The 24,164-nt window shown below is 51.0% G+C and carries 22 protein-coding genes; 15 read left to right on the top strand and 7 right to left on the bottom strand.

The window, feature by feature from the left end; all coding sequences use genetic code 11:
* The 4 genes from T502_RS04805 to T502_RS04790 are packed head-to-tail and all read left to right on the top strand — an operon-like array spanning nucleotide 1 to nucleotide 4,272.
* Nucleotides 1–414 carry a molybdopterin dinucleotide binding domain-containing protein gene (locus T502_RS04805; protein ID WP_042706012.1) on the top strand — a complete coding sequence of 138 codons (414 nt, stop codon included), beginning with the start codon at nucleotides 1–3 and terminating at the stop codon, nucleotides 412–414.
* Nucleotides 415–419: 5 nt separating this feature from the next.
* A complete protein-coding gene (locus T502_RS04800; protein WP_042706011.1) occupies nucleotides 420–1,754 on the top strand; it encodes a formylmethanofuran dehydrogenase subunit B in 1,335 nt (444 codons plus the stop codon).
* Nucleotides 1,751–3,460, top strand: a complete 1,710-nt coding sequence (locus tag T502_RS04795; protein ID WP_042706010.1) for a formylmethanofuran dehydrogenase subunit A — start codon at nucleotides 1,751–1,753, stop codon at nucleotides 3,458–3,460. Before T502_RS04800 ends, T502_RS04795 begins: the two co-directional genes overlap by 4 nt.
* Before the next feature lie 8 nt (nucleotides 3,461–3,468).
* Nucleotides 3,469–4,272 (top strand): formylmethanofuran dehydrogenase subunit C, encoded by an 804-nt coding sequence (locus T502_RS04790; protein WP_042706009.1) that lies wholly within the window; start codon nucleotides 3,469–3,471, stop codon nucleotides 4,270–4,272.
* A gap of 217 nt (nucleotides 4,273–4,489) precedes the next feature.
* Here T502_RS04790 and T502_RS04785 read toward each other — a convergent pair whose 3' ends face one another.
* A complete protein-coding gene (locus tag T502_RS04785) occupies nucleotides 4,490–4,699 on the bottom strand; it encodes a TOBE domain-containing protein (protein ID WP_042706008.1) in 210 nt (69 codons plus the stop codon).
* A gap of 329 nt (nucleotides 4,700–5,028) precedes the next feature.
* Here T502_RS04785 and T502_RS04780 point away from each other — a divergent pair, with 329 nt between their 5' ends.
* Both T502_RS04780 and T502_RS04775 read left to right on the top strand, forming a co-directional pair.
* Nucleotides 5,029–6,804: a formylmethanofuran dehydrogenase subunit B gene (locus T502_RS04780; protein ID WP_084173046.1), complete on the top strand. Its 1,776-nt coding sequence runs from the start codon at nucleotides 5,029–5,031 to the stop codon at nucleotides 6,802–6,804.
* The gene (locus tag T502_RS04775) at nucleotides 6,801–8,504 is read left to right on the top strand and encodes a formylmethanofuran dehydrogenase subunit A (protein ID WP_042706007.1); all 1,704 of its coding nucleotides are present in this window, start codon (nucleotides 6,801–6,803) and stop codon (nucleotides 8,502–8,504) included. Before T502_RS04780 ends, T502_RS04775 begins: the two co-directional genes overlap by 4 nt.
* A 71-nt stretch (nucleotides 8,505–8,575) precedes the next feature.
* Here T502_RS04775 and T502_RS04770 read toward each other — a convergent pair whose 3' ends face one another.
* Nucleotides 8,576–9,388 (bottom strand): PEGA domain-containing protein, encoded by an 813-nt coding sequence (locus T502_RS04770; RefSeq protein ID WP_042706006.1) that lies wholly within the window; start codon nucleotides 9,386–9,388, stop codon nucleotides 8,576–8,578.
* Nucleotides 9,389–9,527: 139 nt separating this feature from the next.
* Between T502_RS04770 and tsaA the strand changes: the two genes are divergently transcribed.
* Nucleotides 9,528–10,133, top strand: coding sequence for a tRNA (N6-threonylcarbamoyladenosine(37)-N6)-methyltransferase TrmO (gene tsaA, locus T502_RS04765; RefSeq protein WP_084173044.1), 606 nt, complete (start codon nucleotides 9,528–9,530; stop codon nucleotides 10,131–10,133).
* Between the two features lie 62 nt (nucleotides 10,134–10,195).
* Here the strand turns inward: tsaA and T502_RS04760 are convergent, their stop codons facing one another.
* From T502_RS04760 to modA (T502_RS04750), 3 genes are read right to left on the bottom strand one after another with little or no spacing between them, the layout of a single operon-like run.
* Entirely contained in the window at nucleotides 10,196–11,302 is a 1,107-nt protein-coding gene (locus tag T502_RS04760) for an ATP-binding cassette domain-containing protein (RefSeq protein ID WP_245597762.1), read from the bottom strand.
* Complete coding sequence (locus T502_RS04755) at nucleotides 11,295–12,113, bottom strand: ABC transporter permease (RefSeq protein ID WP_042706005.1); 819 nt, start codon at nucleotides 12,111–12,113, stop codon at nucleotides 11,295–11,297. Before T502_RS04755 ends, T502_RS04760 begins: the two co-directional genes overlap by 8 nt.
* A 46-nt stretch (nucleotides 12,114–12,159) precedes the next feature.
* Entirely contained in the window at nucleotides 12,160–12,975 is an 816-nt protein-coding gene (gene modA, locus T502_RS04750; RefSeq protein ID WP_042706004.1) for a molybdate ABC transporter substrate-binding protein, read from the bottom strand.
* Between the two features lie 279 nt (nucleotides 12,976–13,254).
* On the opposite strand from modA (T502_RS04750), the gene modA (T502_RS04745) reads away from it, so the two are divergent.
* From modA (T502_RS04745) to T502_RS04720, 6 genes are all read left to right on the top strand, one after another.
* On the top strand, nucleotides 13,255–14,106 hold the full coding sequence (gene modA / locus T502_RS04745) for a molybdate ABC transporter substrate-binding protein (protein WP_084173042.1): 852 nt from the start codon (nucleotides 13,255–13,257) through the stop codon (nucleotides 14,104–14,106).
* Between the two features lie 152 nt (nucleotides 14,107–14,258).
* On the top strand, nucleotides 14,259–15,074 hold the full coding sequence (locus T502_RS04740; protein WP_052359164.1) for an ABC transporter permease: 816 nt from the start codon (nucleotides 14,259–14,261) through the stop codon (nucleotides 15,072–15,074).
* On the top strand, nucleotides 15,074–16,138 hold the full coding sequence (locus tag T502_RS04735; protein WP_042706003.1) for an ABC transporter ATP-binding protein: 1,065 nt from the start codon (nucleotides 15,074–15,076) through the stop codon (nucleotides 16,136–16,138). Before T502_RS04740 ends, T502_RS04735 begins: the two co-directional genes overlap by 1 nt.
* Before the next feature lie 149 nt (nucleotides 16,139–16,287).
* Nucleotides 16,288–16,473, top strand: coding sequence for a hypothetical protein (locus T502_RS04730; protein WP_042706002.1), 186 nt, complete (start codon nucleotides 16,288–16,290; stop codon nucleotides 16,471–16,473).
* Nucleotides 16,474–16,785: 312 nt separating this feature from the next.
* Nucleotides 16,786–17,997: a molybdopterin molybdotransferase MoeA gene (locus T502_RS04725; protein ID WP_042706001.1), complete on the top strand. Its 1,212-nt coding sequence runs from the start codon at nucleotides 16,786–16,788 to the stop codon at nucleotides 17,995–17,997.
* On the top strand, nucleotides 17,991–19,934 hold the full coding sequence (locus T502_RS04720) for a substrate-binding domain-containing protein (RefSeq protein WP_052359163.1): 1,944 nt from the start codon (nucleotides 17,991–17,993) through the stop codon (nucleotides 19,932–19,934). The genes T502_RS04725 and T502_RS04720 overlap by 7 nt, the downstream gene beginning before the upstream one ends.
* Before the next feature lie 27 nt (nucleotides 19,935–19,961).
* On the opposite strand, the gene T502_RS04715 is transcribed toward T502_RS04720, so the two are convergent.
* Together T502_RS04715 and T502_RS04710 are read right to left on the bottom strand one after the other, a co-directional pair.
* Nucleotides 19,962–20,462: a peptide deformylase gene (locus tag T502_RS04715; protein WP_042706000.1), complete on the bottom strand. Its 501-nt coding sequence runs from the start codon at nucleotides 20,460–20,462 to the stop codon at nucleotides 19,962–19,964.
* Nucleotides 20,463–20,671: 209 nt separating this feature from the next.
* A complete protein-coding gene (locus T502_RS04710) occupies nucleotides 20,672–21,271 on the bottom strand; it encodes a hypothetical protein (RefSeq protein WP_157197468.1) in 600 nt (199 codons plus the stop codon).
* Between the two features lie 141 nt (nucleotides 21,272–21,412).
* On the opposite strand from T502_RS04710, the gene T502_RS04705 reads away from it, so the two are divergent.
* Nucleotides 21,413–22,189: a formylmethanofuran dehydrogenase subunit C gene (locus tag T502_RS04705; protein ID WP_042705998.1), complete on the top strand. Its 777-nt coding sequence runs from the start codon at nucleotides 21,413–21,415 to the stop codon at nucleotides 22,187–22,189.
* Nucleotides 22,190–22,824: 635 nt separating this feature from the next.
* Entirely contained in the window at nucleotides 22,825–24,129 is a 1,305-nt protein-coding gene (gene mcrB / locus T502_RS04700; protein ID WP_042706171.1) for a coenzyme-B sulfoethylthiotransferase subunit beta, read from the top strand.
* Nucleotides 24,130–24,164 lie beyond the last annotated feature (35 nt).

Raw genomic sequence — 24,164 nt, 5'->3', positions numbered from 1 at the left:
ATGGCAAAGATATTATTGAACATGATAACCCAGCGTTCCATTGAGGAAGGTATTGCAATGGAGATTGGAAAACCTTCCAAGGAATACTTTGAAGCATGTTCTCTCGTTGAGATGAATGAGGACGATATCAAGGCACTTGGTATCACCCCTAACACCAATGTAAAAGTAACAAGCGAGAGCGGCGAAGTAATCGTAAAAGCCGTTGTCGCACGTCAGACATGTTACAGAGGACTTTGCCACATCCGTCAGGGTGTCTGGGCAAATCAGGTTGTTCCGCCGAGAACACAGTCAACGGGCGAACCGCAGTACAGCGGTTTCCCCGTATATATTGAACCCGCACCGTTTGAGCGCATCAAGTCAGCTCTTGAGTGTGTTCAGGGTGCTGTAGGTCTTTGGAAAGAAGGTAACGAGTGATTTAAATGCCGAAAGTAATCAAAAACGTAGGATGTCCATACTGTGGTGCCTGCTGTGACGATGTAGAGGTAACTGTTTCCGATGACGGAAAGAGAGTCCTGGAGGTCAAGAACGTATGTGCAATCGGAACACAGATCTTTATGCACGGCGGAGACCACGACGGACGTATCAAACTTCCACGCATGCGCCAGCCCGATGGCACAATGAAGGATGTCAGCTTTAAAGAGGCAATCGACTTTACAGCAAAGACACTCCTCAAAGCAAAGAAACCGTTGATGTACGGATTCGGTTCAACAAACTGCGAAGGTCACGCTGCAGCGGCACGTGTCATGGAGAGAGCCGGCGGCTGTCTCGACAACTGTGCTTCAATCTGTCACGGAAGTTCATTCCTTGCAATCTTCGATAACGGATACCCGTCCTGTACGCTCGGTGAAGTCAAGAACCGTGCAGACGTAATCGTCTACTGGGGATCAAACCCGGCACACGCACACCCGCGTCACATGTCGAGATATGCAATCTTCCCCCGCGGTTTCTTCACCGGTAAGGGACACAAGTCCAGGACAGTCATTGTAATCGACCCGAGATTCACTGATACCGGACGTGTTGCCGACTACTACCTGCAGGTCAGGCAGGGACACGACTACGAGCTGTTCGATGCATTCCGTATGGTCTGCCACGGACACGCCGACGATATCCCCGACGTAGTCGCAAACATCCCGAAAGAGACCATCCTCGAAGTAGCCGAAGTAATGAAGAACGCACGTTTCTGCAACTTCTTCTACGGTATGGGTCTCTGCCACTCCGACGGACGCAACCACAACATCGATATTGCCATCTCGCTTACACGCGACCTCAACGAGTTCACAAAGTGTACAATCATGGCAATGCGCGGACACTACAACATCACAGGTCCCGGAGCGGTCTGGTCATGGCAGTTCGGATTCCCGTACTGTCTCGACCTGACAAAGAAGACAATGGTTCACATGAACCCGGGAGAGACCAGTTCGGTCGATCTTGCAATGCGTGACGAGATTGATGCATTCATCAACATCGGAACCGATGCAGGAGCACACTTCCCGATTCCCGCAGTACAGCACTTAAAGAAGCACCCGTTCATCACAATCGACCCGAGCCGCAACATGGCAAGCGAGATCTCCGACCTTCACGTCCCCGTAAAGATCTGCGGTGTCGATGACGGCGGTATTGTATATCGTATGGATAACGTCCCGATTCAGTACAGAAAAGTCGTTGACGCACCTGCGGGTGTCCCGTCAGATGAAGAGTTCCTTGATGCGGTCTATGAACGCATGGTTGAGCTGGAGGGAGAAGGATTCATATGAGCGATTACATTATCAAAAACGGATTCGTATTTGACCCTCTTACAGGAATCAAAGGCGACAAAAAAGATATCGGTATCAAAGACGGCAAGATCGTCGAAGCTTCCGAAGTTAAAGGCGGAAAGACAATCGATGCATCGGGTAAGACCGTTATGGCCGGCGGTGTCGATATTCACACACACTGTGTCGGACCAAAGGTCAATGTCGGACGCTTAATGCGCCCTGAGGATAAACTCTTCAGAAGCCGCACAAAGGTCGGAAACACAAGAGTCGAGATGGGATTCTCGGTGCCGAGCACATTCGCAACCGGATATGCATACGCACGTATGGGATACAGCTTCCTTAACGAAGCGGCAATGCCTCCTCTTCACGCACCTCACGTTCACGAAGAGATCAGAGATACACCTATCGTCGATATCGCGGCAATGCCCGTTATGGGTAACAACTGGTTCCAGCTCGAGTACTTAAAGAACAGAGAGCTTGAGAACAACGCTGCATACACGGCATGGCTCCTTAACGCCACAAAAGGTTTCGGTATCAAGTGCGTCAACCCAGGCGGAACCGAAGCATGGGGCTGGGGTATGAACTGTACGACAATTCACGACCCCGTACCGTACTTCGATATCACACCCGCGGAGATTGTAAAGGGACAGATGGAGACCAACGAGCTCCTCGGACTGCCGCACTGTCTGCACGTCCACCCCAACAACCTCGGAAACCCGGGCAACTACACCACGACACTTGACACACTCAAGCTTGCCGAGGGTATCAAGCCGAACAACAAATTCGGTCGCGATGTTGTCCTGCACAACACTCACCTCCAGTTCCACTCATACGACGGAACAACATGGGCAGACTTCGAGTCGGGATCAAAGAAGGTCATGGACTACGTCAATGCACACGACAACATCTCATTCGATGTCGGTTTCGTTACGCTTGACGAGACAACGACAATGACCGCAGACGGTCCGTTCGAGTTCCACCTCAACAGACTTAACAACCTGAAGTGGGCAAACACCGATGTCGAGCTTGAGACAGCAGCCGGTATCGTTCCGTATGTCTACGACAAGAACATCAAGGTCTGCGACATTCAGTGGGCAATCGGTCTTGAGCTTGCACTCCTTGCAAAAGACCACATGAGATGCCACCTGACAACCGACCACCCGAACGCCGGTCCGTTCACACGTTACCCGCGTGTAATTAAATGGCTCATGTCAAAGAAGGCACGTGACGACCTCCTCCACTCGTTCAAGTGGTCCGAGAAGGTTATTGCGGCAACCCAGCTCGAGTCCATGGACAGAGAGCTTTCACTCTACGAGATTGCACAGATGACCCGTGCAGGTCCCGCAAAGTGTATGGGTATCTCCAACATGTACGGTTCACTCAAAGAGGGAACGAACGCAAACATTGCAATCTACGACATCAACCCCGAGAAGATGCCCAAAGATCCGGAGCTTATCGAGAAGGCATTCTCGGAGACCGCATACACGTTCAAGGACGGCGTCATGGTTGTCGAGAACGGTGTTGTCATTGCTACGACACCCAAGTACACGGTCTGGACCGATGTCAAGGTTAAGGAGAACGCAATTGTCGAGCGTGATATCCACGAGAAGTTCGCAAAGTACTACTCCGTAGGACTCGAGAACTACAAGGTATTTGACGAGCACATGCACAACCCGCGTGCAATCGAGGTCGATGCAACCAACTGAGGTGAACTATGAGTACAGTTACATTAACAGCAAAAGGAACTCATGAACTCTATCTTGAGGCATACAATGTCACACCTGACGCGTTTGCAGGCAAGACAGCTGATGAGATTGCAGGACTCGAATGCCATGAGGGTAACCGCAAGGGCAAGCTCGGAGAGTACTTTGATATCGACGGTAACGGCGGCGAAACCGCTGCCGATACCCAGATTATCGTAAAGGGCAACTGCAAGAAGATTAAGCGCATCGGTCAGCAGATGACTGCCGGCGAGATCATAGTCGAGAGCGACTGCGATATGTACACGGCAGGCTGGATGAAGGGCGGCAAAGTAACCGTAAAGGGTAATGTCGATTCATTCTGCGGTATCGGTATGGCAGGCGGAGAGTTCATTGTCGAGGGTAATGCTCAGAACTACCTCGGCAGTGCATACCGCGGTGACTGGCGCGGCATGACCGGCGGATTAATCCACGTCAAAGGAAATGCAGGTAACGATGTTGCAACCTTCATGAGAGGCGGCAAGATCATTATCGACGGCGATGCATTCCTCCATGTCTGCACACACGGCGAGGGCGGAACGGTTGTTATTAAAGGCAATGTCGAGTCGCGTGTCGGCGGTCAGATGGTCAAGGGAGATATCTACGTTTACGGTCAGATCAAATACATGATGCCGGGCTTCAAGTATGTCGACGATGTCGAGGCTGAAGCGGTCGAAGGCGAAAAATTAACATTTGCACACTATATCGGTGACCTGGGTGAGCGCCACTCCAAGAGGAAGGGCGAGATCATCTACGGTAACATTTACCTCAAAAAATAACTTTTTTTTCACGGTCGGCTGGATGTCTCACCGGCAGAATTCTTAATTTACGTATCTGTTCTAATGTTTGTCTGTCAATCTGTCTGCTCTTTTGTCAGTCAGTCTGCCTGTTAATCTGTCTGTTAATCTGTCGGTTAGTCTGTCCGTTATTATGCCGATCGGCGTTTTTCCGGATAAGATTTGTTGCGGGACTTTGCCCCTAAAAAAAGGATTAGATTTAGTCTGCTCCGAGAATGACGTTGGATGCTTTGATGATTGCGTATGCATCCGAGCCCTTCTTGAGTCCGAGGTTTGCTACCGATTCTTTTGTAACGGTTGAGACAATCTCCGAGCCGCCCGGGAGTGTGATGATGACTTCCGCCATGACTTCTCCGATCTTGATCTCTTTTACCGTACCTTTGAATACATTTCTTGCACTGTATTTCATAGTATCAATTATCTATTGTCGGCTCTCCAAAAAATGCTTTTGGCAACGTAGTTAAGTTGATTTTGTAAACGGGCTGTGATATGTTGATTTTTTAATTTTACATGCTTTACATGTTAACCTAATAACGGATTATTATGACAGAAAAGAAATCTTTATCCGACTTGGTGTCAGAGTTCAATGTTAACTTGATAAATTATCCGTGCTGAACATTCGGTTGTCGGGAGTTATTATACGGCGGATGCCGGAGTGTTAACGGCGTGAACTTAAAAACTATAAAATACATAGATATTCTTGAAATAACTGCGGCAATTTGAGACGGAGGGAGTGCATTGAAACTGTTATTCACAAGCGGTCGGACAATCAGGCAGGGCGAGCAGCTCTATTATAAGGATAATCCCAAGTATACGGAACAGACATCGCTCTGTTACATAAATCCGCTTGATCTGGTCGAGATCGGGGTTTTCGACGGCGACCTTGTAAGGATTAAGAGCTGCGAGGGAGAGACGGTCTTTAAGGTCGTGGAGACCCGCGACGTTCAGCAGGGCATGGTCTTTATTCCCTGCGGTCCGCACGCAAACTCGATTCTGCACTCGCATACTCACGGGACGGGAGCGCCGGACTACAAATGGCTGGATGTCGATGTCGTTCCCGCAGAGGAGGGCGACCGCATTCTTTCGGCATGGGAAATTCTGGAGTCCGAAGGCGGTCTGAGATATGACAATACGTATCCGGGCGTTCTTACGAAGTCCCCCGACGGCGACTGCGTTGTCGAGGATGTGACCTGTCCGCTCTGCGGGTGTCTCTGCGACGATATAAAACTGACAATAAAGGACAACGACATTGTCGGCGTCGATAACGGCTGTGCGCTTTGCAGCGGCAAATTCCTTGCAAAAGAGAGGCTGAAGGCACCGATAATGCGCACCGAAAACGGCTGGAAGGATATCTCCTACGATGAGGCGATAGAGTATACCGCCGACATTCTCCTCAAAGCCAAGCGCCCGCTCCTCTTCGGCTGGTCGGGTACCTACGGCGAGGCCCAGTGCGTCGGCGTCTCGATTGCCGAGGCGATAGGCGGCGTCATTGATAACTGCTCTTCAATCTGCCACGGACCGTCAATCATGGCGATTCAGGAAGCGGGGCATCCGGGATGCACGCTCGGTCAGATAAAGAACCGTGCCGATCTCATCGTTTACTGGGGCTCTAATCCCATAGAGTCGCATCCGCGGCATATGAGCCGCTATTCGATGTATCCGGACGGTTTCTTCTTAAAAGACGCTTTCCGCGACAGGAAACTGATTGTCGTCGACATAAGGGAGACGGATGTCGCAAAGAATGCCGACGAGTTCGTGAAGATAAAGCCCGGCGGCGATTATGCGGTCTTCTCGGCACTTCGCGCAATTGTCCGCGGCAGAAGCGATGTCGTGCCCGAGACGGTTTCGGGGGTAAAGAAGACGCAGCTCATCCGTGTCGCCGAGATGTGCATGAATGCGAAGTTCGGCGTCTTCTTCACGGGTATCGGTCTTACGGAGTCGCCGGGGAAATACAAGAACGTGCGCAACGGCATCGAGCTTGTCGATGAACTCTCGAGGCATACGAAGTTTACTCTGACGCCGATGAGGGGTCACTGGAACGTATACGGCACGAATCAGACATTCACGTATATGGGAGGATATCCGTATGCGATGGACTTCTCGCGCGGAACGGCGTTCTACAACCCGGGCGAGACCTCGACCGTCGACCTTCTCCTTCGCGGCGAGGTTGACGCCTGTATAATTATCGGCAGCGATCCTGGGGCGCATCTGCCCAGAAAGTGCAATGAGGCGCTCTCGAAGATACCCTGCGTGGTCATCGACCCGTTCCCGAGCATGAGCACGGCGACGGCAAACGTGCAGATACCCGTGGCAATCTGCGGTATCGACGCCGAAGGGACGGCATACCGTCTCGATTCGATTCCGCTATGGGTAAAGAAGGTCCTTGAACCGACCCAGCCCAACGACGAGGAGATTCTTACGAGAATCTATGATATAATCGCCAGGAAGAAAGGCATTGTGAAGTCCGAGGACAAGATTAAGGCACAGTCCGCGGAGTGGGAGGCAAGAAAATGAATGAACTGCTGATCAGAAACGCATACGTTATCGACCCTGTTAACGGCGTTAACGGGGAAATCCGCGATATCACCGTGAAAGACGGCAAAATCGTCGAGTCGGTCGGTTCCCGTGCCGTCGTTGTCGATGCAAAAGGTCATCTCACGCTTCCAGGAGGTATCGATTCGCATACCCATATCTGCGGAACCAAGGTTAATTTCGGGCGCTACATGAGTCCCGAAGATATGCGTGCGGGACGCGGTCGTGCCCAGCCGCATATGCATGCCGTCTCGGGTTACAGTGTGCCGACGGTCTACGCCAATAATTACCGTTACAGTGCTATGGGGTATACGACCATCCTTGAGGGTGCGATGGCGCCTATGGAGGCAAGGCATACCCACGAAGAGTTCAGGCACATGACCCTTCACGACACCATGGCGAATACGCTCTTTGACGGCAACTGGTCGGTGATGGAGGCTATTGCCGAGGGCGACCTGAAGAAAGCCGCCGCCGTTGTTGCGTGGACACTTTCGGCGGTGAAAGGTTTCGGTCTTAAGCTCACAAACCCCGGCGGCTCGGAGATGTGGGGGTTCGGCAAGAACGTTTCCTGCATTCATCAGAAGGTTGACCATTTCGGCGTCACTCCCGCCGAGATCATAGAGTATATGATCCGCGCTAACGAGCTTCTGAAGCTTCCGCACTCGGTGCATCTGCACTGCAATAATCTGGGCAAGCCCGGTAATTACAAGTGCACTCTGGAGACTATGAACAGGACGCCGGATCTCAACGATAAGCGCCAGTCGCTTTATCTGACGCATGTTCAGTTCCATTCATACGGCGGTTCGAAATGGTCGGATCTCTGCTCGAAATCTGATGATATAGCGTGGATGGTCAACCGCAAGCCGCAGGTTGCCATAGACATGGGTCAGGTGATGTTCGGAAAGACGACCACAATGACCGCCGACGGTCCGATGGAGTTCAATCTCTACCGCATGTATCATAATAAGTGGAGCAATCACGATGTCGAGCTTGAGACGGCGTCGGGAATTATCCCGGTGTTTTACTCCCGCAAGAATCTTGTCAACTCGATTATGTGGGCTATCGGTCTTGAACTTGCGCTTCAGGTCAAGAGTCCGTGGCAGTGCATGCTGACGACGGACAGCCCCAACGGAGCGCCGTTTGTCAAATACCCAGAGATAACCGCGCTTTTGATGAGCCGCAAATACAGGGACGAGGAACTTTCGCGCACGCATCCGGATACTGAGAAGAGGACACTTCTTCACTCGCTTGACCGCGAGCTTGACTGGTATGACATTGCGGTCATGACCCGCAGTGCGCAGGCGAAGGCGCTGGGTGTAACAGGTCTCGGTAAAGGACATCTCGGAGTCGGTGCCGATGCCGACATCGCAATCTACCCCGTTAAAGTCGGCGATATCGATCCGACGGTCGAGTATGAGAAGGTTATCAAAGCGCTCTCTCAGACCGAGTATACGATAAAGAAGGGTCTTATCGTCTGCAGGAACGGCAACTGCCTTGTCGAGGGCAGGAATACGGTTTACTGGGTCGATCCGCAGGTACCGGACGAGTACAGACTTGAGAACGATCCCGAGTTCATTAAGAAGTTCGAGAGATATTACTCGGTAAAACTCAGCAACTACCCCGTCCGCGAGAGCTATATGCACGAGAATTACAGGATTGAGACCCATCCCGATTTCGATTAGGTCAAAAAAGAATTATATTTGGGATTATTTTTATTTTTCATTATTTTATATTATTTTCGTTATTTTCCCGATTATGCCGCCGAGAGAGGCGTAAGCGTCATGAAGATGTCGCCGGACGAGTCATAGACGGCATTGTAGGTCTCGGAACTGTCTTTGTAGCCGGAGAGGGAGTATCTTATCCGATGCGTCCCGGGCGCGATGTGATAACTTCTGAACGGCGTCGTTCCGATGTATTTTCCGTCAACGGAGATTGTTGCTCCCGAAGGTTCGGATATGAAGTTGCAGACGGGATCGCGGTTGGCTTTCGGCGTCAGCGTAACCGAGAGCGAGGATACCTTTCCCGTGTCCGCCGCGATTGCGGATGTGACGCTCTCGTATCCGTCGAGCGTGTATTGTATGGAGTGTATGCCGAAGAAGACCGGCAGGTTGTTTATCGGCGTTGTTCCTATGTATCTGCCGTCCATCGTCACGGATGCGCCCGCGGGGTATGAGTAGAGGCAGACAAATGCCATGGGGCTGTTCTTCTCCTCAAGATTCAGTCTGATTGTCGTCCGTTCGCCGGCCGCGACCGTAAAGGTCTTTTCCGCGGTCTTATAGCCGGTCTTTGACATCGCGACCGTGTGCTCGCCGGCGATAAGGTAGTGGTTGAGTATCGGTTCCGTGCCTGCGAGTTTGCCGTCGATGTAGATCTCCGCGCCGTAGGGGTTGGATGAGAACGAGCAGACTGCGTAGCGGTCTAAATACCGGAAAGTTACGCCCGTATCGGTACCGGAGTCCGTAGCTGTTGCCGGCGATGCCGCCGCTGTCGCCGTCGCGGTTGCGGTTGCAGCGCTGAGAAGCAGTAAGAGCAGTAAAACAGTCGGGATATTCCTGAAGAAGTCCATATAGAACACCTCTTTGTTATGCAGATAATGGACGTCCGCATATTTAGCATTTGTCCAATAGGCATTTTTGACCGTGCAATTTTGCGATTTGCCGCGAATAATTGAATAATTATTTCACGGTTGCGGTTAATGATATATTATGGATAATTGCGAAAAGTCAAGTGATAATAAAAACGGAAAGTTTCCCGATGACGGTGCCGAAAAACTTTCGGCATGGAAGGGCAAAGACATAGTCTATCATCCCATAGGCATAGTGCGATCCGAGCATACAATACAGGATAACACGCCCATACAGGGCGTTTTCAACGATTCCGTCGGCGAAATCGTGCTCTATGACGAATACGTCCTGGGTCTGCAAAATATCGAAAACTTCTCGCACCTGATTCTTCTCTATCACTTCGACAGGGCAACGGGCGTTCAGCTCGTCCGCGAGCCCTTCCTTGACGGCGGCAATGCGAAAGGTATCTTTGCCATACGCCACTTTAACCGCCCCAACCCAATAGGTTTCTCTATAGTCACCCTTCTCGGCAGGGATGAAGAGAGGAAGAACGTCCTTAAGATCGGCGGCGTTGACATATTAAACGGCACTCCGATAATCGACATAAAACCATATGTCTACAAGTTCGATCACAGGGATGAAGTCACGGTAAAGAACGGCTGGGTCGAGGACAAGCACCTTGACGATATCTTCAACTGGAACGCGACTCCCAAGGGACTCAGAGATAAGGAAAGGACGCACAAATAAGATATAATAATGCCGTATCCGCGGCATTTCAATCTGTTTTTGAAATTTAAGTTTGTAAAAAATCAGAATACATGAACCGCCGTTGCCTTGAAGGTAAGATAAACGGTATCACCGATGCCGATATTCATGCTCTCTATGCTCTGTTTTGTGAGCGCCGCCGTGAAAACCGTCCCGCTTATCTCTTCGGCAACGGCAATCTTTGAGAATATGCCGTTGTCCGTGATCTTAATGACCTCCCCGCGGACCGAGTTGCGTGCCGAAGATGTCAGTTTTTCCTTTGATATGATCAGTTCTTCGGGTCGGATGCCTACGTTGACGTCGCCGATTCTCTCGGAGACCGCATAGATTTTCAGCCCGTCAATATCTATCTCCGCGGCTTCGTTGCCCGCGGGAGTGCATATGCCGCTGAAGACATTCTCCATGCCCGTAAAATCGGCGATGAATCTCGAATCGGGTTTTCTTACAACCTCATCGACCGAGCCGCACTGTATTATGCTTCCCTCCCGCATTACGACGACGCGGTCGGCAAGTGAGTATATATCCTCAAAATGATGCGTAATGTGGATGATTGTCGTATGCATCTCATTATGCAGTTTTTTCAGTTCGCGGCGCAGACTCTCGCGTGTGGTATTGTCAAGCGCCGAGAGCGGCTCGTCGAGGAGCAGGACTTTAGGGCGCAGGATTACGGCACGTGCTATTGCCGCACGCTGTTTTTCGCCGCCGGAGAGTGTCTGCGGATAACGCCCGAGAAGATGACCTATACCAAGTTTATTCGCTATTTCTGCGGTCTTTCTCACGCGTTCCTCCCTGCTTACGCCACGCTGTTTAAGCCCGAATGCGATGTTATCGCCGATTGTCATATGCGGAAAGAGCATGTAGTCCTGATAGACTATGCCGATGCCGCGAAGTTCGGGAGGCATATCCGTGATATCCCTGCCGTGCAGGTAAATCCTGCCCGTCTTCAGGCGGTGTATACCCGCGATGGTCTCGAGAAGAATCGTCTTTCCCGCTCCCGTCGGACCTATGATTATGCAGTATTCGCCGGCATTCACCTTCAGATTCAGGTTCTCGGCTTTGAAATCGCCGAGAGTAATCGAGAAATTCTCAATTGTCAGGCAGTTTTCGGATACGCCGCGGTCGGCATTCCCTTTCTCAGACATACTAGACATACTCAACACCTTTATCCTTTCCGAAGTGTTCGACGACAACAAGGACAACTGCCGAGATAACCAGAAGTATGATCGCCGCCGCCACCGACTTCTCGATATCGCCCGTGGTCATGTTGATGAAGAGCGCCATAGGAAGCGTCTCGGTCTTCATGGCGATGGCGCCGGCGAACATGAGCACGGCTCCGAACTCGCCCATTGCCTTCGACCACGTAATTACGATGCCCGCGATAAGTCCGCTCTTTGCCATCGGCAGCGTCACCTGAACGAAGGTGTTCCATTCGCTGCATCCGAGAGTGCGTGCGGTATGCTCGTAGCGCGGGTTTACCATGGCAAACGAAGACCTGAGCGACCGTATCATATACGGCGTATTGACAAAGAACTGCGCAATGACGATTGCCGCCGACGTATAGACTATGTTAATCCCGATTGACGCCAGAAAACTCCCGAACGGCGACAATACCGGTGAGAAGAATATGAGAAGCGCAATACCCGCCACGAGAGGCGGAAGGGAGAGCGGCAGGTTAAGCAGAATATTTGCGGCTTCCTTGCCGAAGAAATCGAAACGCGTCATCGAGTATGCGGCGGGGATTGCAATAACTGCGCATAAAAAAGTAGAGATAAGTGCCGTAACCATTGAGAGCGTTATTGCAAACCGTATCTCTTCGGATAAAAGACAGTCAATGAGGTCGTTGAAACTCGGATAGAGAACCATTCCCGAGAATATGACGATAAGCCCGAGTACTGCCGCCAGAGCCGTACCTGTGCAAAACAGTTTGAACAGGGAAAAATGGTGTTTGGTTCGGATAGTCATTGACCGTTGACCGCAATTAATCGGACTTAGAAGTCTTCAGGTTCATTCAAGCCGTGTATTTCGGATCCGGATAGGGCGGGAAGCCGTATTTCTTGAAAATGGCTTTACCCTCGTCCGATGCGGTGAAGTCAGCGAACTTCTGCGCAAGTGTCGGATTCTTCGTGAAGGTCGTGATGCCTATCGGCGTTATTAGGATTGAGTTGTCCGATACGGGTATCTCGATTATGTCAAACTTATCCGCCTTTGCATTGTCCTTCGTAAGGAGTGCGACATCCGCATTGCCCGATGCAAGCGCGGTTACGACCTCGTTGATGGTTGCGCCGCGCATAACGACGTTCTTCTCGACATCGTCAAGGATTCCCGCTTTCGTGAAGATCTTTACGCCCGCCTTTCCGATAGCGGTTGCGTTCGCATCGCCGAGTGCCACACGCATTCCGCTCTTTGCAAGGTCGGTTACGTCCTTAATCTCTTTCGGATTGCCCTTGGGTACCGCGATTACGGGGACGTGGTAGGCTACAAGCTGCGGGTTTGGCTGAACAAGTCCCTGATCGACTGCCGACTGATAATCCGGCTGACCTCCGGGTATGAAGACATCGCCGAGGTTTGTCGTCTTCATCTGCGAGATCAGCACACCCGAACCCGCAAACGTGAATTCGACCTCGTTGCCGTATTTCTCGGTAAAGAGCTTGCCTATCTCGGACATCGGACCTTTTAAGCCGGCGCCGGAGTAGACGAAGATTTTTTCATCGGCGGAATCGGTTGCGGACGGTGCGGAAGGTGTCGTTCCCGTGCATCCGGCAAACATTGTCAGAGCAAGCAAAAGAAGCATTGCCGACATTACAGACAGAATTGATCTTTGCATGATTGAGTTTTGGCGATCCTGTTTAAAAAAGGGACGGTTTTTTAACGAATGTGTTAACTTAATGTAATTAACAATTTCATACTGCCGTTTGCTGCTGCCCGCATATCGTTTTCATCTCTAAATGTGTCCTTTTAGTGATTGCATCACGCTGTGAATTTTGCGGCACTCTCGCGTGTGTATATACGTCACTCTCTGACGCGCGGTATTTTGTAAACTACATATGCTTAACTTATTCAGTCGGTATTATATCGGATAAATGTGATATTTACTGGTGATATTATGAGTCGTAAAAATGTTCTGTTGATTGCGGCACTGGTATTCGGTATTGTTCTGTCTGCATTCGCCGCAGGATACACCGCCACACCGTCAGGAAATACCGGAACCGCAGGTACTGCCGAAAAAACGGTTACGGTCGTTACGGAAGAACCCGTCGAGATAACGGTCTTTGCAGCCGCATCGCTTAAAGGTGCGCTTACCGATATTGTCAATAAATTCATGGAAGAGAATAAGAATATCAAGGTAATTACGAACTTTGCCGGAAGTCAGACCTTAAAGACGCAGATTCAGGAAGGTGCCGACGTTGATATCTTTATCTCGGCAAACGACAAGCAGTTCGATCCCATTAAGGATGCGGGTCTGATTACCGAGAAGAAAGTTCTTTTAACCAACAAACTTGCAATCGCCGTTCCTGCCGAAAACAAAGCAGGCATCAAGGAACTCGGCGATCTCTCCAAAGAGGGAACACTACTTGTAATCGGCAACAAAGACGTGCCGTTCGGTCAGTACACACGTGACATCATCGGTAAATATCAGGATGACGGCAATGAGGGATATGTCGATGCATTCATGAAGAACGTGGTCTCCGAGGTTGACGCCGTCGATAAAATCAAGCCGGTTCTGGTTCTCGGCGAAGCCGACGGTTCCATCGTCTATAAGTCGGATATCAGCAAAGCCGACAGGAAGGATATCACACTGATTGAGATCCCCGACAAATACAATGTGATTGCAAGCTACCCGTATGGAATCCTCAAGGCAAATGCGGACAAAGATGCGGTAAAGCTCTTTGAAGCATACCTCACCGGCGATAAGGGAACCGCGGTTCTCAAAGAGTACGGTTTTGACGTGGCATAATCACAAAACCAAAAAACCAAATCTTATTTTCGGCATAATATAACTGCAAACCGTTTGCATTAAGATTGCATCAGGTTTACATTAGTTGCATTAAGTTTCATTATGCCATGAATCACGGGTCGGCATTTTTGCGGTCCCGATCGGAGTTAAAAATGAATACCTGTTCGATACAGAAGACCGGTGCAGGCAGGACGCTTACCGCGGTTATAGCCGGCATTCTGATATTCGGTTTCCTGTTCTTCATTACGATTCCGCTTGCGGCGTTGTTCACGCGTGTCACGCCTGCGGATTTTGTCACCGCAATAATGAGCCCCGCGGCTCTTGATGCACTCTGGCTGAGTGCCGTGACGGCATCGATAAGCACGGTGATTGTGGTCATTTTGGGAACGCCGCTGGCATACGTCAATGCAAGGGTGGCATACCGCGGACGCAATATCGTCGATACCCTCACCGATCTTCCGATTGTTCTGCCGCCCACGGTCGCGGGTCTTGCGCTCCTGATTGCGTTCGGAAGAAACGGTCTGGTCGGTCAGTCTCTGGGCATATTCGGGATATACCTGCCGTTTACGACGCTGGCGGTAATCATATCGCAGATCTTCGTGTCATCGCCGTTTTACATCCGTCAGGCACGCTCGAGTTTTGAGGCTGTCGACAGGGATTACGAATCGGCATCGAGGACGCTGGGGGAGGGTCCTGCCGGGACATTCTTCAGGATAACGCTCCCGATTGCCGCAAGCGCTCTTCTGTCGGGCATAATCATGACCTTTGCAAGAGCTCTCGGAGAGTTCGGTGCGACTCTCATGTTTGCCGGCAACTTTCAGGGAACGACTCAGACGATGCCGCTCGCGATATACACGACAATGCAGAGCGATATGAATGTCGCCGTCGCACTTGCGATTGTGCTTGTGGTCTTCTCGTTCAGCGTGATTCTGACCGTAAAATACATCTCTGGCAGGGGTGAGAGCTGATGCTGAAATCTTCTTTCAAATCCGTTCTTCGCGATTTCACTCTCGATGTCGGCGAACTCAATGTAGGGGACGGAAAGACTCTGGCGCTCATAGGGGAGAACGGTGCCGGCAAATCAACGGTTCTGAAGATTCTTTCGGGGCTTATCCGACCCGCATCGGGCAGAATCGTCCTGAACGGCAGGGTGCTCTGCGATATCGAACAGGGTGTCTTCGTTGCACCCGAAGACAGAAATATCGGATATATGTTCCAGAATTACGCACTCTTTCCGCATATGACCGTGGCAGAGAATATTGCCTACGGTCTTAAGGCAAGGAAGATGCCGCAGGAGGAGATCGATGAACGCGTTCGTGAACTCTGCGAGAGAATGGGCATAGAGGGCATCATGAACGAACGCGTGACAAGGCTTTCCGGCGGTCAGCGTCAGAGAACGGCTCTTGCACGCGCTATTGCACCCAGACCCGGTCTTCTTCTTCTGGACGAGCCTCTCGCGGCTCTGGATGTCCGCACTCAGGAGCAGATGCGCCGCGAACTTGCGTCCGTGATACGCACCGAAGGTATTCCCTGCATCATAGTGACGCATTCCATAGTGGACGCTCTTGCCGTTGCCGACAGTATGGCGGTCATAGATAACGGTAAGATCGTAGCCGCCGGATCGCCCGAAGAGGTAATTCATAACCCGTCACACGGTTTCGTCTCGTCATTTGCCGAGAATTTGAACCTGTTCCGCGGCGAAGTCCTCGTAGAGAACGGTGGCACGGTCTGCGTCGATATAGCGGGCGTGAGGGTTCGTGCCGTTACCACGCTCTCGGGAACGGTAAGTGTGGGTATAAGACCCGAAGAACTGATCATCTCGCGTGAAAAGTTCCAATCCAGTGCCGCCAACGCGTTCCGCGGCAGAATTACCTCGATAGAGGATAACGGCTCTTACGCCTACGTCTATGCGGATATCGGAATAACGCTGGCGGCGGCGATAACGAGACAGAGTATTTCAAGGCTCGATCTTAAGGTCGGCGACGAAGTTACGATAACGTTTAAGGCAACGGCGGTTCAGGTATTTGTCTGATACTGCCGTATTCCCGTTTTTCCGTTTTCATTTTTAGACCATGTTCTGAAATTTTGTCCGTGTTTTACCGTGTTTTATATTGTACCGTAAGTATGCCGTAAGTTCACGTCATTCGATAAACTCTAATATTTTGTAAATCAATACTGGTTATGAATGCTGAGTATAAAGACAAGATTGCGGATCTTTTAAAGAAAGAGGGTATCGGGGAAGTAATCACATGCGAACAGGCATTGTCGATTGCAAAGAAGAACGATATTCCGGTCGAAGATATCGGAAAATTCTGCAATACACGCGGTATAAAGATAAGACAGTGTCAGCTCGGATGTTTTAAGTAACGCTTTTTACATTTTGAGTATTTCAGGACAGTTTCGGCTAACTTGGGGCAGCTTGAGTAGTCGGAACTGACTGAAAATTCACGAATAGTCCCATTCATCAATAATCTCATTATGGACAATCCATTCATGAACAATCCCATTCATGAATAATTCAATTGAAAATCAATTAATAATCAATTAAAACTCAATTAAGACTCAATTAAAACTCAATTCAAATTCAGTTAACAATCAATATTTTAAGAAACAATATCATTATTAAATCAACAAAAATGCCGTAAAACAACAATAATTACGAAAAACGGAGACAAAAAATTGAGCGGAAATTTTCTGAAAGTTATCGCGGTCAGCGAAGCAGTGAAGATTGCGGAGGGTATTGTGCCCGTTGTCGATTCCGAGACCGTGGGTCTTGAGGATGCATACGGACGAATACTTGCTGAGGATGCCGTATCCGACATAGACATTCCGGGATTTAACAAATCCTGGAAGGACGGATATGCCGTGATTGCCGCCGATACCGTGACGGCAACCGATTCCATGCCCGTCATGCTCAGGCTTGCCGGCAGGATACCCATGGGTGTCGGCGAGGACAGGAGTATAGTAAAAGGGGAATGCCTGAATATCCCCACCGGCGGCAGAATGCCCGCCGGCGCCGATGCGGTCGTCATGCTTGAGTATACCGACGAGGTCGCGGGCGACATCCTCGTAAAGCGCCCCGTTGCCCACGGCGAAAACGTCATCTATGCCGGCGAAGACTTCAGGAAGGACAGCGTCGTCTATAAGGCGGGAAAAGTTCTTACGGCTTCGGATATAGGTGCGCTTGCCGCCATCGGTTATGCGCAGGTGCCGGTAAAGAGAAAGCCCGTAATCGGAATAATCTCCACCGGCATCGAGATCGTCGATGTCGACACCGTCCCCGAGATAGGTCAGATCCGCGATGTCAACAGCTATCTCTGTTCGGCGTTTGCGAAGAAATACGGGTGCATTCCGCGGCGTCTGGGTGTTGTCCGCGACGACTGCGAGGAGATGAAAGCGCTTCTGAGAGAAGCGAAGGACAAATGCGACCTTATCCTTGTCTCCGGCGGCAGTTCCAAGGACTTGAAGGACGTGACCGCACAGGCAATCTACGGCGTCGGCGACGTCCTCGTGCACGGCATTGCGCTTGCACCCGGAAAGCCGACCATCATCGGAAAGATAGGCGAGACTCCGATAGTGGGCATACCCGGTCACCCTGCCGCGACCTACATGGTCCTCTCCGTGCTCGTAAGGCATATGCTGAGAAGATTATGCGGTCTTGAGAAGGATACCGCGACTTTGAAGAGCGCAAAGCTCCTGACCAATATCGCCTCGGAGAAAGGGCGCGAGGAGTATGTCCGCGTCCGCATCACGGAGGACGGACTTGCCGAGCCGCTCTTCGGTAAGTCGGGTCTTTTGAATACCATAGTCGAGAGCGACGGCGTCGTTAAAATTCCCGCAGGTTGCGAAGGGCTTGAAGCGGGAGAGTTTGTCGAGGTGTTCATGTGGTAGACGGTAAGGCGGCAGACGTCAACAGCTCCAAAAAACCCAAGGTTACCCGCTACCTCAATCAGATAAGTCTGGATGAGGCGGTCGCCGCAATGCGTTCTTCTTTCGTGAGACCCGACGGTCCGAATAACCGCGAGACCGTCCCGCTTCTCGACGCCTGCGGCAGAATATCTGCGGAGTCGCTTCGTGCGGGCTATTCGGTGCCGCCCGCAAACGTATCCGCAATGGACGGCATTGCCGTAAAGAGTGCGGACACCGTGGGGGCAACCGAGCAGTCGCCGGTAAAGATAACTAATTATCTCCGCGTCAACACCGGCAACCACGTCCTGCCCGAATACGATGCCGTCATAATGATTGAGGATACATGGGCGGACGGAGACGGTTTTCTCATAAGGAAGGCCGCAAGACCCTGGCAGAATGTAAGAGCCGCGGGTGAGGACATAAAGAAAGGCGACCTTGTCATACCCGCGGGTCACAGGATACGTCCGTTTGACTGCGGCGCCCTCGGAACCTACGGTTTCTCGGAAATTGCCGTGCATAAAGTCACGGCGGGGCTGATTCCCACCGGCAGCGAACTCATTAAGATAGGCGAGACACCGAAACCCGGACAGGTCGTCGAGAGCAATATACCGATGGCGGCAATCTGGCTCAAAGAGCGGCACGTGGTTCCGAAAATCTATCCGATGACGCCGGACGAACCCGATCTGATTCGTGCCGCCATTCAAAAAGCGGTCGAGGAGAACGATGTCGTGATCGTATCCGCGGGCTCGTCCGCCGGAACAAAAGACTTCACCGGCAGCGTCATCGCAGAGCTCGGCGAACTTATCTTCCACGGTATCGGAATAATGCCGGGTAAGCCGATGATTCTGGGCAGAATCAATAATAAACCGATAATCGGACTCCCGGGTTATCCAATCTCGGCGCAGGTTGTTCTTCGCGAGGTAGTGGGCCCGCTTCTGGATTCATGGGGATACACGGGATTTGACTGCGGCAGAACCGACGCCGTTCTCACGGCCGATCTCTCGTCCAATGTCGGATTCGACGAGTTCGTCCTTCTCTCCGTCGCCAAAAAAGGCGATGTCTATTATGCGGCACAGCAGTCGCGGGGTGCGGGCGTGCAGACCGCGACTCTGAAATCCAATGCATATCTGCGCATTCCCGCACCGCTTGAAGGATATTCCGCGGGAGAGAGCGTAAGCGTCTGCCTCACACAGCCGCAGGAGTATGCCGACCGCTCTCTTCTCGTAATCGGAATGACCGACCCGGCGCTCGGCGCTCTCTCCGAACTGCTCAGAGAGAAGGGCGTAATTCTTCATATCTACAATTCCGGCAACATGGGCGGCGTCATCGCTCTGAAGAAGGATATCTGTCACTGTGCGCCGCTTCATGCCCTCGGTCCCGACGGCGACTACAACACGGCGGCGGTAAAACGCTACCTGCCCGAGGCACGTGTTCACCTTATTGCCGCCGCCGGAATAGAATACGGCTTTGCGATGCGGAGATCGATGACCGCGGAAGAGACACTGAAGTCGCTTGCCGCAGGCGGGATCCTCTTCGCCTCACAGCCTAAGGACTCCGAGTCCGAGCTGATATTGAGAAGACTTCTTGCAGAGAAAGGTCTTTGCGGAAAGGATGCCGAATCCGACACGCTTAAGCGCTCGGATATAATATTCGCGGGCGAGATGGCGGCGGCGGTCTCGGTCGTAAACGGCAGAAGCGAATGCTGTTTCGTGCCGTGCAGCATAGCAAAATCCTGCGGGCTTGAGTTTGCCGGCATTGCAAAGGCACGCTACGAGATTGCAATAAGAGATAGCGAGATCTCGGATAAGAGGATACAGACGCTCATCGATGTCATCTCATCCGACGCCTATAAAGAACGCCTTAGCGGCATTGGCGGATATGACGCGGCGATTGCCGGCGAAAAGAGGATTATCGAATAATCCGACCCATTTTATTCAATCGAATTATTACTCATTATTTTTTGCCGATTCGCTTATTTTATCGAGATCTTTCTGAATGAGTTTTCTCTGGAAGGGTTTGAGGTGATCTATGAACATGATGCCGTCATGGTGATCCTTCTCGTGCAGGAATGCCCGTGCCGCAAGCCCTTTGAGTTCGCGTTCCACGGTCTCGCCGCTCTCGTCAAGATAGCGGCAGACAATCTTCTTCGGGCGTCTTATCGGACGATGAATCCCCGGGATGCAGGGGCTTCCTTCGGTATCCTCGGACATTACGCCCTCGCTCAGAACTTCGGGATTTGCACCGCGGATGGATACTCCGCCGGCGTTCACGACGAAAAGCCGCTTTTTCACTCCAATCTGCGGTGCGGAGAGACCAACGCAGTTATTGTGAAGCATGGTATCCCACATATCTTCCAGTATCGCCTTCTCACTGTCGCCGATTGACTCAACCGTATCACAGCTCTCGAAAAGAACGGGATCCCCGTAAAGGCGGATTTTTTGAATCATTCCCGAAAAGTAAGACTTACAGATATTTAGTGATTACTGAGAATTGGTGATTACTGAAAATTTGTGATTCCTGAAAATCAGTGATTGCCGAAAACGAAAATCTGCGGCGAGATGCCGCGGAAAAAATGTGGTTTTGAATAATGTGATTTTGAATAATGTGGTTTTGAATGTCTTGAATGACATTCCCGACGGAATTATGCCGGATGTGTTTATGCCAGATGGGTGCTTACGGGATGAACGGGGAAGGGATTCGTTCCGTCTTCCATAGCATCCATGACCTCGTCTATATGCATGATCTCGTCATACTCGGGACCCACGATACAGTATCCGTTCTTGTCCATCGCCCATGCAGGATACTTGATTGCGACCTCGGGCATCTCAATGCTCGGCAGTCTTCTGAAACTCATGAGATCGTGCGGGTTGCGGTTAAGCTTCACGCAGATCTCCTTGAGATCGTTAATCCAGCGCTTGAGTTCACGCACATCCGCCTTGTTCCAGCGCAGTATCTGGTTAATCTTCATGTATGCATCTCTCTCGAGAAGAACGACGCCGACCGAGTTCTTGTCCTTAAGATAGAAATCAAGGAAAGCCTCGACATCCTTAATGCGCTGAGCAACGCTGCCCGCGGTAGCCTCGAGACCGTCCGCAGCATCATCGAGATCTGTCCCCGAAAGCCCCTTGAGTTTTGAGGCATCTTCCTTTATGCCTTCGACAATCTCCCTTATGTGTTTTAATTCCGTGACATTCTCCTCATATTTCTGGTGAAGTTCGGAGAGGAAGAATGCCGCCATCAGCTCATCTTCAGCCATAATTATATTTTATGGCGAGGTTTGAATATAAGATTTGGTAATGTTGCCGGGGTGTATCGGGTCTGTTCGGGCTTTAAGGTGGGTGCCGGCAAGTTGTGGTAAGGTTTTTTAGGATCGTAATCAAACTGAAAGATAATCGTTATGAGAACCGTCAGACTTACAATAAAGGAACGCGAGACACCGAATATATCCGTGGAAGCCGAGTGTATAGTGCCGAAGAACTTCGTCGACGACAGCTACGGGCAACTCACCGTCTGGGAGGGCAACCGCGAGATTCTTCTGACCGATTTCTTTGATACCGAAGTAACGGGAGATGCGCAGAGTGCCGAAGATGTGGAGATAATCCTGAACGGCGAATCGCTCAAGACGGTGAAACGCGTGGGCGAGTATATGGACGGCGGCAGGATAACGGTCGAGGGCGATATCGGGATGCACTGCGGCAATTTCATGACCGGAGGCTTCATCGAGATAAAGGGATGCGCCGACGGCTGGCTCGGGCGTGAGATGAAGGGCGGCAAAATCCTCTGCCACGGGAATGCCTCGCATTACTGCGGTGCCGGATACCGCGGTGTAAAGACGGGTATGAAAGGCGGCGTCCTCGAGGTAATGGGCAATGCGGGTGACTACTGCGGCGAATGTCTTGCCGGCGGCGAACTCATAATTCACGGCTCATGCGGCGACATGGCGGGCGTCGACATGAAAGGCGGCAGATTCGTGGTCTACGGCGACTGCGTGCGTCCCTGCGGAAACATGAAGGACGGAGTTGCCGAGATACACGGAAAAGCCTATCAGATGCCGCCCGCCTTCTCCTACGAGGGCGAAGAGGTAATAGACGGCAGGACCTTCTCGGTATTCAAAGGCGATGTTGCCAACCGCGGAAAAGGTCTTCTGAAGACCGCCGAGTACGAATATTACTGATTGTTATAACTCCGTCAGTCTTCAACCGTTGAACGCCGGATCGCGACATTGCTCGGATCATTGATCATGACATTGCCCCATATCATGATCATTCATTGATCGAATCGGATCCGTCATCTCATCAATTTCTTATCCTGTTCTTTTTGACGGATCCGATTAACGGATCCATTAACGGATTCATTAACACATTAAAGGATCATATTAACGGATTGCATTAACCGGACCCTGCAATCGATCCCGTTAACTTATCGGCGTATCATGAAAAAATTTTGATTTCAGTAATAATCTCAATGATAAAATCTGTAAAAAAGGAAGATTTTACGAAAGCGCAGTGATTTTTTTCAATGATCCCGTTTTTCAGTCACACGGAGTGTTACGGATGGGGTTTGTCAGTAGCAAAAAAAGTTAAAAATCTCAAAAAATGCTTCGTTTGCCGAAAAAAACTCGGATAAAATAATCCCTTCCGAATGTCCGACAACGGGTACTATTAGGAATGCTTATATTCTGTTTTCAAGATAAAGTACTTATGTCCCATGCGGGGACGTGCATTAGTACTTACCAGTATCACGACAGTCAATACTGTCAGCGTTCAGTAAAAGAAAAGCATTGCACAAATGGGTATAGGAGACATAAATATGGCAAAATATAAAGAGACAATCGATCTTTATTCAGACGACGGAAAAGTTCTGAAAAGCAACGTAACTCTTGACAAGATCAGCCCGCTGGTTAACCCGGCATCAAAGAAGCTCATCGATCTCGCAAAGAGAAGCGTGGCAGTAAACCTCGGCGGCATTGAAGCTGCTCTCAAGACAGGTAAGCTCGGAAAGGGCGGCGTAATCATGGGCCGTGAACTCGACCTTCCAATCCTTGCAAACAAGGACGCAATTGTTGCAAAGATTAAGGACATGGTTGACGTCAACGGCGGCGAGACAGTCGTCCACGAGTACAAAGGCGGAAACCTTCTTCTTGTCGAAGTTCCGGAAGCACGTATTGCATCGGCATCAACCTACGATGCGGCAATCACCGCTGTTGCGGCTGCAACAACATATGCAATCGTTGACCAGTTCAAGGTCAGCATGTTCGATGCACCTGCAGTAAAAGCAACAACATTCGGTGCATACCCGCACACAATGGATATGGAAGGAGCATTCGTCACCTCGATTCTGTCCAACCCGCAGAACAACGAAGGTCTCGGATACGGATTCCGTAACATCGGTGTCAACCACTTCGTAATGATGACCCACAGAAACGCAATGCAGGGCGCAGCACTTGCATCAACACTCGAGACAGCAGGAGAGTTCGAGATGGGCGGAGCAATCGGTCCGTTCGAGCGCCACATGCTTCTCCAGTACGCATTCCAGGGTCTTAACGCAAACAACCTCGTCTATGAGCTCGTAAAAGAGAACGGACAGACAGGTACCGTCGGTACTGTTCTGCAGTCACTTGTCGGCAGAGCAATCGAGGACAAAGTAATCGTACCCGGAAAGAAGGGCGGCTACTTCCAGTTCTACGACACAAAGGACCCGATGATGTGGAACGCATACGCAGCGGCAGGTACCCTTGCGGCAACCATGGTCAACTGCGGTGCAGGACGTTTCGCACAGGCAGTCTCGGCAACAATGCTTTACTTCAACGATCTGCTTGAGCACGAGACCGGTCTTCCGGGTACAGACTTCGGACGCTTAATGGGTACATCCGTCGGATTCTCATTCTTCTCACACTCAATCTACGGTGGCGGCGGTCCGGGTATCTTCAACGGTAACCACGTCGTAACCCGTCACGCAAACGGTTGCGGTATTCCTTGTGTAGTAGCAGCCTGTGCACTTGATGCAGGTACACAGATGTTCACACCCGAGGGCACATCGGCAATCATGGGCGAGACCTACGGTCAGATCCCCGAGTTCAGCAAGCCGATCGACCAGATTGCAAAGAGCATCTGAATAGAGATTTAAATTTAAGTTGAAATGACTGAAAG

Source organism: Methanomicrobium mobile BP, assembly GCF_000711215.1.
GTDB lineage: Archaea > Halobacteriota > Methanomicrobia > Methanomicrobiales > Methanomicrobiaceae > Methanomicrobium > Methanomicrobium mobile.
This window is presented reverse-complemented; position numbering and strand designations above follow the sequence as displayed.

Coding starts and splice junctions, on each gene's coding strand:
- T502_RS04805 (WP_042706012.1), top strand. CDS start 1: ATGGCAAAGATATTATTGAACATGATAACCCAGCGTTCCATTGAGGAA.
- T502_RS04800 (WP_042706011.1), top strand. CDS start 420: ATGCCGAAAGTAATCAAAAACGTAGGATGTCCATACTGTGGTGCCTGC.
- T502_RS04795 (WP_042706010.1), top strand. CDS start 1,751: ATGAGCGATTACATTATCAAAAACGGATTCGTATTTGACCCTCTTACA.
- T502_RS04790 (WP_042706009.1), top strand. CDS start 3,469: ATGAGTACAGTTACATTAACAGCAAAAGGAACTCATGAACTCTATCTT.
- T502_RS04785 (WP_042706008.1), bottom strand. CDS start 4,699: ATGAAATACAGTGCAAGAAATGTATTCAAAGGTACGGTAAAAGAGATC.
- T502_RS04775 (WP_042706007.1), top strand. CDS start 6,801: ATGAATGAACTGCTGATCAGAAACGCATACGTTATCGACCCTGTTAAC.
- T502_RS04770 (WP_042706006.1), bottom strand. CDS start 9,388: ATGGACTTCTTCAGGAATATCCCGACTGTTTTACTGCTCTTACTGCTT.
- tsaA (WP_084173044.1), top strand. CDS start 9,528: ATGGATAATTGCGAAAAGTCAAGTGATAATAAAAACGGAAAGTTTCCC.
- T502_RS04760 (WP_245597762.1), bottom strand. CDS start 11,302: ATGTCTAGTATGTCTGAGAAAGGGAATGCCGACCGCGGCGTATCCGAA.
- T502_RS04755 (WP_042706005.1), bottom strand. CDS start 12,113: ATGACTATCCGAACCAAACACCATTTTTCCCTGTTCAAACTGTTTTGC.
- modA (WP_042706004.1), bottom strand. CDS start 12,975: ATGCAAAGATCAATTCTGTCTGTAATGTCGGCAATGCTTCTTTTGCTT.
- modA (WP_084173042.1), top strand. CDS start 13,255: ATGAGTCGTAAAAATGTTCTGTTGATTGCGGCACTGGTATTCGGTATT.
- T502_RS04740 (WP_052359164.1), top strand. CDS start 14,259: ATGAATACCTGTTCGATACAGAAGACCGGTGCAGGCAGGACGCTTACC.
- T502_RS04735 (WP_042706003.1), top strand. CDS start 15,074: ATGCTGAAATCTTCTTTCAAATCCGTTCTTCGCGATTTCACTCTCGAT.
- T502_RS04730 (WP_042706002.1), top strand. CDS start 16,288: ATGAATGCTGAGTATAAAGACAAGATTGCGGATCTTTTAAAGAAAGAG.
- T502_RS04715 (WP_042706000.1), bottom strand. CDS start 20,462: ATGATTCAAAAAATCCGCCTTTACGGGGATCCCGTTCTTTTCGAGAGC.
- T502_RS04710 (WP_157197468.1), bottom strand. CDS start 21,271: ATGGCTGAAGATGAGCTGATGGCGGCATTCTTCCTCTCCGAACTTCAC.
- T502_RS04705 (WP_042705998.1), top strand. CDS start 21,413: ATGAGAACCGTCAGACTTACAATAAAGGAACGCGAGACACCGAATATA.
- mcrB (WP_042706171.1), top strand. CDS start 22,825: ATGGCAAAATATAAAGAGACAATCGATCTTTATTCAGACGACGGAAAA.